The following is a 13,716-nucleotide window of genomic DNA, read 5'->3' as shown; positions in this document are numbered from 1 at the left end:
GCCACTCTCCTGCTACCACATTGATATCTACGAAATTGCGCGGGCATCCGGTCCGCGCCACCTGCGCAGTGTAGCCATTTGCGCGGCGAGGAATCTTGCAAATTAATGACATACGGCAATCTTCAAGGCATTTGGCGCGCGGTGGCGATTGCCTGTGGCGGGTGAATCTTGAATAATCAGTGATTGAGAATGACTTGCAGATACTAATGAATCCCGCAGCGATTGGCCTACCCAGTGTCCTGACCATTGAAGATGACCCCGTGCTGGGCGCCTATGTCCAGGAGCACCTGGGCCGCTGTGGTTTCCACGTCACCTGGTGCCAGAACGGCCAGCAAGGCCTGCAGATGGCGCGCAATCAAGTGTTTGACGTGGTGCTGATGGATATCCTGCTGCCGGGGCTGGATGGGTTGTCGATCCTGACCCACCTGCGTCAGAGCCATTCGATCCCGGTGATCCTGATGTCGGCACTGGGGGCCGAGGCCGATCGCATCAGCGGTTTCCGCCTGGGCGCCGATGACTACCTGCCCAAGCCGTTCAGCATGATCGAGCTGCGTGTGCGCATTGAAGCCATCCTGCGCCGGGTGGCCCTGGACCGACGCCCATTGCCGAGCCTGGCACCCGCACGTGACGATGCCCGCACCCTGCGCTTCGACGATCAATTGTGCGATGTCTTCCACCTGGGGCACTGGGCCGGCTTGACCCGCAGTGAATACCGGCTGTTGGAAACCCTGCATCGCAACGCTGAAGAAGTCCTCAGCAAACCCTTCCTTTACCAGCATGTGCTGCAACGCGGTTACGCGCCCCATGACCGCAGCCTCGACATGCACATCAGCCAGATCCGCCGCAAGCTCAAGGCCATCGGCTACACCGAGCGCGAAGTGCGTACGGTGTGGGGCAAAGGCTATGTGCTGAGCGGTGCCGATGACAGCCTTTGAACGCCCCTTGAAGCGGCTGCCGGGCAAGCACTCGTTGTTCTGGAAGCTGGCCTGCCTGTTGATCGCCTTCTGTTTGCTGATGATCTGGCTCAGTTGGTCGTGGGGTCGGTACATGGAGCAGAAGAACGCCTACCTGTCCGATGAAGCGCGGATCACGTTGAGTGGCTACGCAGTCGGTGCCGAGCAGGCGTGGAGTCAGGGTGGACGTGCGGGTGTCGACGCTTGGCTGCAGGCGATGGGCAAGCGTGAAACCACCTGGATAGGCGTGATCGGCAATGACCTGCAGTCGCTCAGCAGTTACCCGCTGACCGATAAGGAAAGCCAGCGCCTGACCTTTCTGCGTGGCCTGGATTGGCCGGTGAGCCGACATGTCAAAGGCCTGCCGTGGCTGAAAATCCCGTTCCCCGTCGACCCCAACGCGGGTTCGCTGGTGATCGAGTTGCCGCAGCGCTTCATGCCGGGGCGCTATCAGCTGTTCTGGCGGGTGGTGACCAATGGCGTTATCCCCGGTCTGTTTACCCTGTTGTTGTGCGTCGGCCTGTATCGGTTGCTGATCGTGCCCCTGAATCAACTGCGTGAGCAGGCCAACGCCTGGCGTGCCGATCAATTGAATACCCGGTTATCCCACGATGCGACCAGTCGCCGGGATGAATTGGGCGAGCTGGGCCGTGCGTTCGACCATATGTCCGAGCGTTTGCAGGGTACCGTGGTGTTGCAGCAGCAACTGCTGCGGGACATGTCCCACGAACTGCGCACACCGCTGAGTCGTCTGCGGGTGGCCTGTGACAGTGAGCAAGACCTGACGCAACTGCGCGAGCGCCTCGGCCGTGAGATCGACGCCATGCAACGCCTGGTCGAAGACAGCCTGCAACTGGCCTGGCTGGACACTGAACGGGCGCCGCTGCCTCAGGAAGATATCCAGCTGCAGGCCTTGTGGGACATGCTGCGCGAAAACGCGTGTTTCGAGAGCGATTGGCCGGCATCGCGTCTGCCGTGCCTGCTCGGCCCGGATTGCTGGGTGCGAGGCAACCTGAACGCGTTGGCCCAGGCGCTGGAAAACATCCTGCGCAATGCCATCCGCCACTCACCCGTGGGCGGTGTGGTCAGCCTGGATGGGCGTCGCGAAGGTGACTATTGGCATGTGTGGCTGGAGGACCAGGGCGGCGGGATAGATGAAGGGGATCTGGAGCGGATCTTCGCACCTTTTACCCGGCTGGACGGTTCACGCCCGGGCGATGGTGGCTTCGGCCTGGGCCTGAGCATCGCGCGCAATGCCGTGCAGCGCCAGGACGGTAGCCTCTGGGCAGAAAATACCGGGCAAGGGTTACGGGTGCATCTGCGCCTGCGGGCTTGCTAGGCGCGACGTTGTTTGCGTTTTTTCCATTGGTGGGCCACCCACCAGCGCCAATAGCCCATGGTCAGGCAGTACGCGATCGCGCCCAATACCAGCCCCAACACCACTGAACCCAGCAGGAACGGCTGCCATAACGTGCTCAATTGGCCGCTGATCCATTCCCAGGTCAGGTCATCCGGCAAGCTGCGCGGCGGCACATTCATCAGCCAGGCGCCGGTCATGTAAGTACAGATAAACACCACAGGCATGGTAATCGGGTTGGTCAGCCATACCAGGCTGACCGCGATGGGCATATTGGCGCGCACGGTGATCGCCAGGACGGCTGCCAGCAACATCTGCAACGGAATCGGGATAAAGGCCGCGAACAAACCCACGGCCATTGCGCGTGCGACCGAATGCCGGTTCAGGTGCCAGAGGTTCGGGTCATGCAGCAAGGTGCCGAGAAACTGTAATGACTTGTGTTCCCTGATACTGCTGGGGTCAGGCATGTATCGTTTGAATAAGCGCCGGGGCATAAGGGGTCCAGGTCAGTTCGAGGGGCAAGTATGCCCGCATTCTATAAACAGAAAATTCAGACTTTGTGACAAAACATCATAGGCCGTATTGGACAACCGGCTAAGACTGAGTGGATCACTCGAAAAGGAGGATCCATGAGGACAGGGATGTTCGCGTTTGCGCTGGGGTTGCTGGCCTTGCGCTTTTTACCGGCATTGCCGCCGACCGGTTGGCTGATCGCCCTGCTGGTGTTGGCCTTGATGCTGTTGCCGTTTCGCACTTATCCCTTGGCGTTTTTTCTGTTGGGGCTGAGTTGGGCCTGTATCAGCGCGCAGTGGGCGCTGGATGACCGTCTCAGGCCCGCGCTGGAGGGGCAAACACGCTGGGTGGAAGGGCAGGTCAGCGGGCTGCCGCAACAGACGGGCGATGGCGTGCGCTTCGTACTCACCGACAGTCGGTCGCGTAACGCTCGGTTGCCCAAGCGCATCCGGGTGTCCTGGCGCGGTGGGCCGCCCGTGCGCAGCGGTGAACGCTGGCGCCTGGCAATCACCCTCAAGCGGCCGGCCGGGTTGCTGAACTTTCATGGGTTTGATCAGGAGGCCTGGCTGCTCGCCCAGCGCATCGGCGCCACGGGTACGGTAAAGGACGGAGAGCGCCTGGCCCCGGCTACCGCCGCCTGGCGTGACAGTGTGCGTCAGCGCCTGCTGGCGGTAGATGCCCAAGGCAGGGAGGCAGGCCTGATTGCCTTGGTGTTGGGCGATGGCTCTGGATTGGCGGCGGCTGATTGGCAGGTACTGCAGGACACCGGCACTGTGCACCTGCTGGTCATCTCCGGCCAGCACATCGGCTTGCTCGCTGGCTTGATCTACGGATTGATCGCCGGCCTGGCGCGCTATGGGTTCTGGCCTCGAACCTGGCCGTGGCTGCCGTGGGCCTGTGGGCTGGCGTTCACCACGGCATTGGGTTATGGCTTGCTGGCCGGGTTTGGCGTGCCGGTACAGCGCGCCTGTGTGATGGTTGGGTTGGTATTGTTGTGGCGATGGCGCTTGCGCCATCTCGGGCTGTGGTGGCCGTTGTTGCTGGCGCTCAATGGGGTGCTGGTCCTGGAACCATTGGCCAGTGTGCAGCCGGGTTTCTGGCTGTCATTTGCGGCGGTGGCGGTGCTGATCCTGGCGTTTGGCGGACGGCTGGGGCCCTGGAGCCTATGGCAGGCCTGGACCCGGCCGCAGTGGTTGATTGCCATCGGGTTGTTTCCGGTCTTGCTGGTGTTGGGGTTGCCCATCAGCCTGAGCGCACCATTCGCTAACCTGGTGGCGGTGCCATGGATCAGCCTGGTGGTATTGCCGTTGGCCCTGTTGGGCAGCGCATTGCTGGTGCTGCCGTTTGTGGGGGAAGGATTGCTCTGGCTGGCGGGAGGGGCGCTGGATGCCTTGTTTAACGGCTTGGCGTGGCTCGCCGGGCAGATGCCGGCCTGGATTCCGGCCGAAGTACCGCCGGGGTATTGGCTGGTGAGTCTGCTGGGCGCCACGTTGCTCCTGTTGCCCAAGGGCGTGCCGTTTCGTGTGCTGGGCTGGCCGATGCTGTTGCTGGCGGTGTTTCCACCGCGAGCGCCGGTGCCTGACGGGCAGGTGGAGGTGACGCAGCTTGACGTCGGCCAGGGGCAATCGCTGATTTTGCGTACCCGCCATCACACCTTGCTGTACGACGCCGGCCCGCGCTCCGGAGCCTTTGACCTGGGGGCCCGCGTGGTACTGCCATCTTTGCGAAAACTCGGGATAGGGGAGCTGGACATGCTGCTGCTCAGCCACGCCGACGCCGATCATGCCGGTGGCGCAGCAGCCATTGCCAAAGGCATGCCGATCAAGCGCGTGGTGGGCGGAGAGACCGAAGGCCTGCCAATATCGCTCGGCACCCAGCCTTGCGTCAGTGGCGAGCGCTGGACCTGGGACGGCGTGACCTTCGAACTCTGGCAATGGCCTGACGCTATCAGCGGCAACGCGAAGTCCTGCGTTTTGCAGGTGCAGGCCAAGGGTGAGCGCCTGTTGCTGACCGGTGATATTGACCGCGCAGCCGAACACGCCATGCTCGCGTCCCCCCTTGCGGTGCCCACCGATTGGCTGCAGGCGCCGCACCATGGCAGTCGCAGTTCTTCGTCCTGGCCCTTTGTGGAGCGACTTGCGCCGCGATCCGTGCTGATCTCGCGTGGGCGCAGCAACGCGTTCGGCCATCCCCATCCGCAGGTGATGGCGCGTTACCAGCGGTTGGGCAGCCAGGTGTATGACTCTGCCGAGCAGGGCGCCGTGCGTCTGCGATTGGGGGCTTTCGCAGCGCCGGTTGTTGCGCGCAGTCAACGCCGGTTCTGGCGCGAGCGGTTACCTTAGCCGAGGCCGATGGGGTCTGTGGTCTACGCACCTATATGGTAAAGTGGCGCACTTTTTCGAGGGGACATTCACTGTGTGGGAATTGGTCAAATCCGGCGGCTGGATGATGTTGCCGATCATCATGAGCTCTATCGCCGCACTCGGCATCGTCGCCGAACGCCTGTGGACCCTGCGCGCCAGCCGCGTGACCCCCGAGCATCTGCTGGGGCAGGTCTGGGGTTGGATCAAGAACAAGCAACTGGACAAGGAAAAGCTCAAGGAACTGCGCGCCAACTCCCCGTTGGGTGAAATCCTTGCTGCAGGCCTGGCCAACTCCAAGCACGGTCGCGAGATCATGAAGGAGTGCATCGAAGAGGCCGCCGCCCGCGTCATTCATGAGCTTGAGCGTTATATCAATGCCCTCGGCACCATCGCCGCGATGGCGCCGTTGCTCGGCTTGCTCGGCACAGTGCTGGGCATGATCGATATTTTCAGCTCATTCATGGGCGCCGGCATGACCACCAACGCGGCCGTACTGGCCGGCGGTATCTCCAAAGCGCTGATCACCACAGCCGCAGGCCTGATGGTGGGTATTCCTTCGGTGTTCTTCCACCGTTTCCTGCAACGTCGCATTGATGAGCTCGTGGTCGGCATGGAACAGGAAGCCATCAAGCTGGTGGAAGTGGTGCAAGGCGACCGTGACGTCGACCTGGTTGGGGGCAAAGCGTGAAATTTCGCCGCAAGCAACGGGAAAACGTCGATATCAACCTCGCGTCGCTGATTGACGTGGTGTTTATCCTGCTGCTGTTTTTTGTCGTCACCACCACCTTCACCCGGCAGACCGAGCTGCGGGTCGACCTGCCGGAAGCCGTGAGCGGCTCGCCGGCCGAAGACCAGCAAGTCAAGCAACTGGACATCGCCATCAGCGCCGACGGGGTGTTTTCGGTGAACAACCAGTTGCTTGAGAAAAACGACCTGGCCAGCCTGATGGACGCCTTGCAGAAAGAGTCCGGCGGCGACACCAAGCTGCCACTGTCCATCAGTGCCGACGGCAAGACCCAGCACCAGGCCGTGATCACCGCGATGGACGCCGCCGGAAAGCTCGGCTTCAGTCATCTGCGCATGACCACCGTCGAGGCGGCGGGCCAACCCTGATGGCCATGTCCGATCGTTTGCTCAAGGCCTGGTACGAGGGCCATCCGGCACTCTTGCTGCTCCGCCCGCTGGAGTCCTTGTACCGTGGGGTTGTGCAGCGCAAGCGTGCGCGCTTCCTGGCGGGTGAGGGCGAGATCTATCAATCGCCGGTGCCGGTGGTGGTGGTCGGTAATATCACCGTGGGTGGCACTGGCAAGACGCCATTGATCCTGTGGTTGATCGAACATTGTCGACGCAGCGGCTTGCGCGTGGGGGTGGTCAGCCGCGGTTATGGCGCCAAGCCGCCACAGTTGCCATGGCGGGTTGAAGCCAGCCATAGCGCCGAAGTGGCGGGTGACGAGCCTTTGTTGATCGTGCAGCGCTGCGGCGTCCCGTTGGTGATCGACCCCAACCGTAGCCATGCGGTCCAGGCGCTGTTGGCCAGCGAAACCGTGGACCTGATCCTTTCCGACGACGGCCTGCAGCACTACCGCCTGGCCCGTGACCTTGAACTGGTCCTGATCGACGCCGCCCGCGGCCTGGGCAACCGTCGTTGCCTGCCGGCGGGGCCGTTGCGTGAGCCGGTGGAGCGGCTGCAGAGTGTCGACGCGTTGCTGTACAACGGCGCCGTCAGTGATCGAGACGATGGTTTCGCCTTTCGCTTGCAACCCACGGCACTGGTCAACCTGCTGACCGGCGAGCGGCAGCCGGTGGATCATTTTCCCGCCGGCCAGCCGGTGCATGCGGTCGCCGGTATTGGCAACCCGCAACGTTTCTTCAATACCCTTGAAACGCTACACTGGCAGCCGATACCCCATGCATTTGCCGACCACGCGCCCTACAGCGCTGAGGTCCTGAATTTTACGCCGTCATTGCCGCTGGTCATGACCGAGAAGGACGCGGTGAAGTGCCGCGCCTTTGCCCAGCCCGACTGGTGGTACCTTGCGGTGGATGCACTGCCGTCGCGGGCGTTCATCGCCTGGTTCGACACGCAGCTGATGCGTCTGCTGCCTGCCCGTCTTTTGCCTTAAACCGCTGCTTTCCAGGAACCACTCATGGACACCAAACTGCTCGACATCCTCGCTTGCCCGATCTGCAAAGGCCCGCTCAAGCTCAGCGCCGACAAAACCGAGCTGATCAGCAAAGGCGCCGGCCTGGCTTACCCGATCCGCGATGGCATCCCGGTGATGCTGGAAAGCGAAGCCCGCACCCTGACCACCGACGAGCGTCTGGATAAATGACCACCGCCTTTACCGTTGTCATTCCTTCCCGCTACGCATCGACCCGTTTGCCGGGCAAGCCGCTGCAATTGATCGGCGACAAGCCGATGATCCAGCGGGTGTGGGAACAGGCCTGCAAAAGCAGCGCCGAGCGTGTGGTGGTGGCCACCGACGATCCGCGCATCATCGAAGCCTGCAAGGGGTTTGGCGCCGAGGCGGTGTTGACCCGCGAAGACCATAACTCCGGCACCGATCGCCTGGCTGAAGTTGCCACCCAGCTTGGCCTGGCACCGGACGCCATCGTGGTCAACGTACAGGGTGACGAACCCCTGATCCCGCCCAGCGTGATCGACCAGGTCGCTGCCAACCTGGCCGCCCATGGCGAAGCGCGCATGGCGACCCTCGCCGAGCCGATCGAAGACATCGAGACCCTGTTCAACCCCAACGTGGTGAAAGTGGTCAGCGACATCAACGGCCTGGCGCTGACGTTCAGCCGCTCGGTCTTGCCTTGGGCGCGCGACGCCTTCGCCAAGAAACCTGACGTATTGCCGGAAGGCGTGCCTTACCGTCGCCATATCGGCATTTACGCCTACCGCGCCGGTTTCCTGCATGACTTCGTCAGCTGGGGCCCGTGCTGGCTGGAAAACACTGAATCCCTGGAGCAACTGCGGGCCCTGTGGCACGGCGTGCGTATCCATGTGGGCGATGCGCTGGAAGCGCCGCCGGCCGGTGTCGATACCCCGGAAGACCTTGAGCGCGTCCGTCGCCTGCTGGGGGCCTGATGGAGGTTCTGTTTGTCTGCCTGGGCAACATCTGCCGTTCGCCCACAGCAGAAGGCGTACTGCGTCATAAATTGCGCGAAGCGGGGCTGGCGGGGCAGGTGGAAGTAGCGTCTGCAGGGACGGGTGAATGGCATGTCGGCAACCCGCCGGATCAACGCAGTCAGCGTGCGGCGTTGGTGCGCGGCTACGATCTGTCCGCCCAGCGTGCCCAGCAGGTGTCTCGCGCCGACTTTGCGCGCTATGACCTGATCCTGGCCATGGATCACAGCAACCTGCGCAACCTCAAGGCTCTGCAACCGGGCCAGGGCAAGGCGGAGCTGGACCTTTTCCTGCGCCGCTACGACGCCGAAGTGGACGAAGTGCCGGACCCGTATTACGAAGGTGAACAAGGCTTCGAACGGGTCCTGGACCTGATCGAACGCGCCTGTGATTTATTGGTGATCGAATTGAAGGAGCGGTTATGACCTTGCAAGTGCTTGCGCAGGTATCGCTCAAGCCATTCAACAGCTTTGGCATTGATGTCAGTGCCCAGTTGTTTGCCGAGGCCCACAGCGATGATGACGTCCGTGAGGCGCTGGCCTATTCAGCGGTGCACGCGGTGCCGCTGTTGGTGATCGGCGGTGGTAGCAACTTGCTGTTGACTCAGGACATTCCGGCGCTGGTCCTGCGCATGGCTACCCAAGGCATCCGTGTGTTGCATGACGACGGCACGCAGGTGGTGGTCGAAGCCGAAGCCGGCGAAGCCTGGCATCCGTTCGTGCTGTGGACCCTGGAACAGGGATTCTGCGGCCTGGAAAACCTCAGCCTTATCCCCGGCACCGTCGGTGCAGCTCCGATGCAGAACATCGGCGCCTACGGCGTGGAGATCAAGGATGTATTCGCCGGCCTGACTGCTCTGGATCGCCACACCGGCGAGCTGCGCGACTTTAGCCTGGACGAGTGCAACTTTGCCTACCGCGACAGTCTGTTCAAACACGAAACCGGACGCTGGCTGATCCTGCGAGTGCGCTTTGCCCTGAGTCGCGCCAGCCACCTGAAACTCGACTACGGGCCGGTGCAACAGCGCCTGGCGGGGCAGGGGATCACCGAGGCGACGCCGAGTGACGTCAGCCGCGCGATCTGCAGCATCCGCCGGGAAAAACTGCCGGACCCGGCAGAACTGGGCAATGCCGGCAGCTTCTTCAAGAACCCGCTGGTGTCCCAGGCGCTGGCGGCTGAGCTGCAAGCGGTGTATCCGGACCTGGTGGCGTACCCGCAGGCGGATGGGCAGATGAAGCTCGCGGCCGGCTGGCTGATCGACAAGGCGGGGTGGAAGGGCTTTCGCGACGGCGATGCCGGCGTACACAAGTTGCAGGCGTTGGTGCTGGTCAACTATGGCGATGCCACGGGGCACGATATTGCGAACTTGGCCCAGCGTATCCAGCGCGACATCGCTGAGCGTTTCAAGGTTGATCTGGAAATGGAGCCCAACCAGTATTAACTCCCTTGAAACAAAAATGCCCCGCATCTTTCGATGCGGGGCATTTTTTATTGCGTTAACAATCAGTCATCACGGCTCATGATGCCGAAGATCTGCAACAGGCTGATGAACAGGTTGTAGATCGACACATACAGGCTGACGGTCGCCATGATGTAGTTACGCTCGCCACCATGGATGATTGCGCTGGTCTGGAACAGGATGCACACCGAGGAGAACAGCACGAAACCTGCGCTGATCGCCAGTTGCAGGCCGCTGATCTGGAAGAACATGCCCGCAACCACCGCCGCCAGCAGCACGAAGAAACCAGCGGTGATGAAGCCACCCAGGAAGCTCATGTCCTTACGGGTGATCAGCACGTAGGCCGACAGACCACCAAACACCAGCGCCGTCATGGCGAACGCCGAGCTGACCACTTCCGCGCCGCCAGCCATGCCGAGGTAACGGTTGAGGATCGGGCCGAGGATAAAGCCCATGAAACCGGTCAAGGCAAACGCCGACACCAGGCCCCAGGCCGAGTCACGCAGCTTGTTGGTCAGGAAGAACAGACCATAGAAGCCGATCAGCACGACAAAGATATTCGGGTAGCCGACACGCATCTGCTGGGCCACGAACGCCATCACGCCGCTGAATGCGAGGGTAAGGGCGAGCAAGCCATAGGTGTTGCGCAACACGCGGCTGACTTCAAGCTGCTCAGCCTGCGCGTTACCATTCACTGCGTAATTCTGTTCGCGCATGGCGACACTCCTTCGATTTTGAAACGTTCAGTCGCAAAGATCATAACAGACGCTCTGTAACAAGCGATGGCAAGAGTTTGACAGTGTGTTTCATTCGGGTATTATGGCGCCCGCTGAGACGGGATGGGCTACTATAATCCTGTGATGCACAAGGGAAATTGGCAGAGTGGTTGAATGCACCGGTCTTGAAAACCGGCGGACGTTAATAGCGTCTCCAGGGTTCGAATCCCTGGTTTCCCGCCAAGATTCAAACAAAAGCCCCGCGATTGCGGGGCTTTTGTGTTTCTGGGATTAGGTGGTGGAAGATCAGCTTTTACTCGTCATCTCTTTGTTTTTTTACTACTATTGTCCGTCTGTGCGCTCAAGGAAGAGAGGCTGAGTGCCTTGAGTCTGGTAGAGAATTTACACTCGAAGATTGAGTGGGTTATTGCTTTTACCCAGAACCTAACGACTCAGCCAACCATAATGACCTCTTGGTGAACCCGATGGATAAAATGTGTGGCATCGTTGTAGTGGTAGGACTTGCCCTCGCGGGATGCGCTACGAAAACTCCAGAAAAAAAACCTGAAGTGACTCCACCTCCCGCCGTCGTCCATGAAGCACCACCTGAAGTCGCACCTTCGTCACCACCCAATTGGACTGTGCGATATGAGGCTGCACCTGCTAACGCGGCGGCCCACGCCTCTCCAGAGTCCGCTCAGCCAGAATCAGAAACAGACTTAAACCAGAATCGCGCTGAGCAATGCCGTAAAGAGCTGGATGTCTTAAAGGTTTACAACAAAGCGTCCTACGTTAAATACGAGGCGGAATACCAAGCCATTGCTGCCAAGACGGCTAAATATATGGAAATCAAGGACTCGTTGGGTTCCGATTTGAACTATATGGTTATGCCCGCGTATCAATTTCAAATTCGTGAGTTCTGCTTCCGCGTGAAAACCCGGCTGTCGGAGCTTGTGCTTCGCCAAGCCAAATAATTCAGGCGAACCCGCTGCGAGTGGTTTCTGGTCTAGAGAGGTCAGGTGGGGGCCGTAAGGCTTAAAAACCCTGTTGACGTATCCAAGACCACAAAAGTTAATGCCTCGACTTGTCGGGGCATTAACTTTTAGGCGGTGCTGGCGGCGTTTTAACACAGCCAATGCCGACACTCAGCGTGCTACAGATAGTTCATTACAAAGGTAACCGACGCGTTGGCAGTGCCGGCCTTCAGTTCGCCGTCAGCCAGGCGGTAATAAGCCGCAGAAAGAGGGATTTTGAAGCTTGTGCCTGTGGTACTGAAGCCATTGAATGGGTAGGTAGTACCCAGGACAATAGGTTTACCGGTGTCGTCCATCAGTTTCAGGCCGATGCCTTTTGCGGTCGAACTGGCGTTCAACGCTACGATGCCTTGTTGCTGATCAATCACTTGAGAAGTGGCTTTAAGGGCATAGGTGACCTTCTGGATACCTGTCTGGCATTGGTTAAGACCAATGTTGAATCGAACGCTTTGTGACGTATCACCAATCTTGCTGAATTCATCAAGGTAATAGTCATCTCCCATTTGAACAGAAACATCTGGGGTCTCGCAGGATGCAGCGTTCAAGATGATTGGGTTGGTCAGGTTAACCTTCACAAGATCAATATCGCCGTACCGATGCGCTCCCAGGTTGCCTGCGGGAACCTCATTTTTCGATGACAGTTCACCTGATTTAGTAATTTCAAGGGTGTACGTCCTGCTTGGGTCCAGGTAATTCCCGGACATAACCCTGTCTGCACTTAAATAGCCATTTTGTGAGGTCTTGATTTTCATTGACAGCCCTGTTTTACCCAGGGGGAAAGTAGTACCAGTCTTAACGCTACCAAATGTCGGGTTCAGACTAAAGATAAAGGGTGACGATACAGTGCAGTTAAAACCCTGCTTCGGTGCTGTGATGGTTTCTTCGTACACCACCGTGCCTGCGGGCGTATCTCGAGGGACCGTCAAGGTAATTGGCGCGGCGGCGTAGTTAGCCGTGAACGTTTCACCCTGGGTGAAATTGCAACTCGCGGCCATCGTATCCGCTGAATAAGCAGACATAACCGCGGCGGCGGTACTCAGCAGTGCACGCAGTCGGCGTTGTTTTTCTGAAACACACATTTTGTTCACGGCCATGATAGAGGCAAGATGGACGAGCACCCTATCGATCAACTACGGCTGAGAAAATCAGGCGATTCTTAGAGTGTGTGCCGCGATGACGCTATTTGCAGTGGAAGGGGCCGCGGGAGGAGGTCAATCATTTGCACACCTTGATACTTGCCCGCGACTTGATTGGTTTTCGAGCCAGGCAGGTTAGGTAAAACCATCGCCAGCCCGGCTGTTGATTAGTTCCACCGCTGCCTTTTCACCCGATACATCTCCCCATCCGCATGACTCAACAGCGTATCTGCATCCTCTCCATCCGCCGGGTAAAACGCCACGCCAACACTGCAGGACGGCATCTTAACCCCGCCAAACTCGGCACCCAGTGGCTCAGCCATGACTGCAAGTATCTGCGCCACCTTGCCGGCCACCGCATCCTGCGACTGGATATCCGTAATCAGCACCGTGAACTCATCCCCGCCCATCCGGGCCACCAGGTCGCTCTCGCGCACGCAGCGCTCCAGTCGTCGGGCAATCACACAGAGCACGCGATCGCCCATGGCATGGCCATGCACATCGTTGATGCCCTTGAAGTCATTGATGTCCAGGAACAGCAGCGCCAGGATCTGGTTATGAAGCTGTGCGGCCTTCAGGGCGTCGTCCAGCCGAGCATTGAACAGCGACCGGTTGGTGAGGGCCGTCAGCGGGTCATGATGGGCGAGGAAGCGTAGTTCTTCCTCGGCCTGGGTGAGTGCGGTCACGTCCCGTGCGACGCCGATCCGCGCCCCGACCTCTTCGGACCAGAACGCCGCCCACAGGATATGTACGACGCTGCCATCCTTGCGGATATAACGGTTGCGGAAGTCGACATGGGGTTGGCCGTTCATGACCCGGATAATGGAGGCGCGAGTGCGTGCCAGGTCTTCAGGGTGCATGTAGTGAGTGATCAGGGTACCCACCAGCTCATTGGCGCTGTAGCCGAGCAGTGCCTCACAGGCATCGCTCACGAAGACAATCTGGTTATCGCCGTCGACGACGAAGACCGTATCCAGCATCAGGTGGATCAGTTTGGGATAGAGGGCTTCCAGGTCAATGGGCATTGGCAGTCAGGCGTCTGATTCATAGGG

15 protein-coding genes and 1 tRNA gene are annotated in these 13,716 nt (G+C 60.0%); 12 read left to right on the top strand and 4 right to left on the bottom strand.

The window, feature by feature from the left end; all coding sequences use genetic code 11:
• The first annotated feature begins 206 nt into the window (after positions 1-206).
• Together PF1751_RS16065 and PF1751_RS16060 are read left to right on the top strand one after the other, a co-directional pair.
• The gene (locus PF1751_RS16065) at positions 207-935 is read left to right on the top strand and encodes a response regulator transcription factor (RefSeq protein ID WP_021492750.1); all 729 of its coding nucleotides are present in this window, start codon (positions 207-209) and stop codon (positions 933-935) included.
• On the top strand, positions 922-2,292 hold the full coding sequence (locus PF1751_RS16060; RefSeq protein WP_010209646.1) for a sensor histidine kinase: 1,371 nt from the start codon (positions 922-924) through the stop codon (positions 2,290-2,292). Before PF1751_RS16065 ends, PF1751_RS16060 begins: the two co-directional genes overlap by 14 nt.
• On the opposite strand, the gene PF1751_RS16055 is transcribed toward PF1751_RS16060, so the two are convergent.
• Positions 2,289-2,804 carry a DUF2062 domain-containing protein gene (locus PF1751_RS16055; protein ID WP_021492748.1) on the bottom strand — a complete coding sequence of 172 codons (516 nt, stop codon included), beginning with the start codon at positions 2,802-2,804 and terminating at the stop codon, positions 2,289-2,291. The genes PF1751_RS16060 and PF1751_RS16055 overlap by 4 nt on opposite strands.
• 135 nt (positions 2,805-2,939) lie before the next feature.
• Between PF1751_RS16055 and PF1751_RS16050 the strand changes: the two genes are divergently transcribed.
• The 8 genes from PF1751_RS16050 (at position 2,940) to murB (ending at position 9,760) form a co-directional block, all read left to right on the top strand.
• A complete protein-coding gene (locus PF1751_RS16050; protein WP_226994522.1) occupies positions 2,940-5,165 on the top strand; it encodes a DNA internalization-related competence protein ComEC/Rec2 in 2,226 nt (741 codons plus the stop codon).
• Positions 5,166-5,238: 73 nt separating this feature from the next.
• Positions 5,239-5,874, top strand: coding sequence for a MotA/TolQ/ExbB proton channel family protein (locus PF1751_RS16045; RefSeq protein WP_010209649.1), 636 nt, complete (start codon positions 5,239-5,241; stop codon positions 5,872-5,874).
• The gene (locus PF1751_RS16040) at positions 5,871-6,299 is read left to right on the top strand and encodes an ExbD/TolR family protein (RefSeq protein WP_010209650.1); all 429 of its coding nucleotides are present in this window, start codon (positions 5,871-5,873) and stop codon (positions 6,297-6,299) included. Before PF1751_RS16045 ends, PF1751_RS16040 begins: the two co-directional genes overlap by 4 nt.
• Positions 6,299-7,309 carry a tetraacyldisaccharide 4'-kinase gene (gene lpxK / locus PF1751_RS16035; protein WP_044287350.1) on the top strand — a complete coding sequence of 337 codons (1,011 nt, stop codon included), beginning with the start codon at positions 6,299-6,301 and terminating at the stop codon, positions 7,307-7,309. The genes PF1751_RS16040 and lpxK overlap by 1 nt, the downstream gene beginning before the upstream one ends.
• A 24-nt stretch (positions 7,310-7,333) precedes the next feature.
• Positions 7,334-7,519: a Trm112 family protein gene (locus tag PF1751_RS16030; RefSeq protein ID WP_003174668.1), complete on the top strand. Its 186-nt coding sequence runs from the start codon at positions 7,334-7,336 to the stop codon at positions 7,517-7,519.
• Positions 7,516-8,280 carry a 3-deoxy-manno-octulosonate cytidylyltransferase gene (gene kdsB / locus PF1751_RS16025; RefSeq protein ID WP_010209652.1) on the top strand — a complete coding sequence of 255 codons (765 nt, stop codon included), beginning with the start codon at positions 7,516-7,518 and terminating at the stop codon, positions 8,278-8,280. The genes PF1751_RS16030 and kdsB overlap by 4 nt, the downstream gene beginning before the upstream one ends.
• Positions 8,280-8,744: a low molecular weight protein-tyrosine-phosphatase gene (locus PF1751_RS16020; protein WP_044287349.1), complete on the top strand. Its 465-nt coding sequence runs from the start codon at positions 8,280-8,282 to the stop codon at positions 8,742-8,744. The genes kdsB and PF1751_RS16020 overlap by 1 nt, the downstream gene beginning before the upstream one ends.
• The gene (murB, locus tag PF1751_RS16015) at positions 8,741-9,760 is read left to right on the top strand and encodes a UDP-N-acetylmuramate dehydrogenase (RefSeq protein WP_010209654.1); all 1,020 of its coding nucleotides are present in this window, start codon (positions 8,741-8,743) and stop codon (positions 9,758-9,760) included. The genes PF1751_RS16020 and murB overlap by 4 nt, the downstream gene beginning before the upstream one ends.
• 62 nt (positions 9,761-9,822) lie before the next feature.
• Here the strand turns inward: murB and PF1751_RS16010 are convergent, their stop codons facing one another.
• The gene (locus PF1751_RS16010; RefSeq protein ID WP_003174664.1) at positions 9,823-10,494 is read right to left on the bottom strand and encodes a Bax inhibitor-1/YccA family protein; all 672 of its coding nucleotides are present in this window, start codon (positions 10,492-10,494) and stop codon (positions 9,823-9,825) included.
• Positions 10,495-10,646: 152 nt separating this feature from the next.
• Here PF1751_RS16010 and PF1751_RS16005 point away from each other — a divergent pair.
• Positions 10,647-10,737: transfer RNA gene (locus PF1751_RS16005), tRNA-Ser, on the top strand.
• 233 nt (positions 10,738-10,970) lie between these two features.
• Entirely contained in the window at positions 10,971-11,468 is a 498-nt protein-coding gene (locus PF1751_RS29510) for a hypothetical protein (RefSeq protein WP_226994521.1), read from the top strand.
• Between the two features lie 179 nt (positions 11,469-11,647).
• Here PF1751_RS29510 and PF1751_RS28465 read toward each other — a convergent pair whose 3' ends face one another.
• Positions 11,648-12,622: a fimbrial protein gene (locus PF1751_RS28465; protein ID WP_226994520.1), complete on the bottom strand. Its 975-nt coding sequence runs from the start codon at positions 12,620-12,622 to the stop codon at positions 11,648-11,650.
• 209 nt (positions 12,623-12,831) lie between these two features.
• Positions 12,832-13,689 carry a sensor domain-containing diguanylate cyclase gene (locus PF1751_RS15990; protein WP_021492744.1) on the bottom strand — a complete coding sequence of 286 codons (858 nt, stop codon included), beginning with the start codon at positions 13,687-13,689 and terminating at the stop codon, positions 12,832-12,834.
• Between the last annotated feature and the right edge of the window lie 27 nt (positions 13,690-13,716).

Origin of the sequence: Pseudomonas simiae, from assembly GCF_000934565.1 — a bacterium.
GTDB classification, from domain to species: Bacteria; Pseudomonadota; Gammaproteobacteria; order Pseudomonadales; family Pseudomonadaceae; genus Aquipseudomonas; species Aquipseudomonas simiae.
This window is presented reverse-complemented; position numbering and strand designations above follow the sequence as displayed.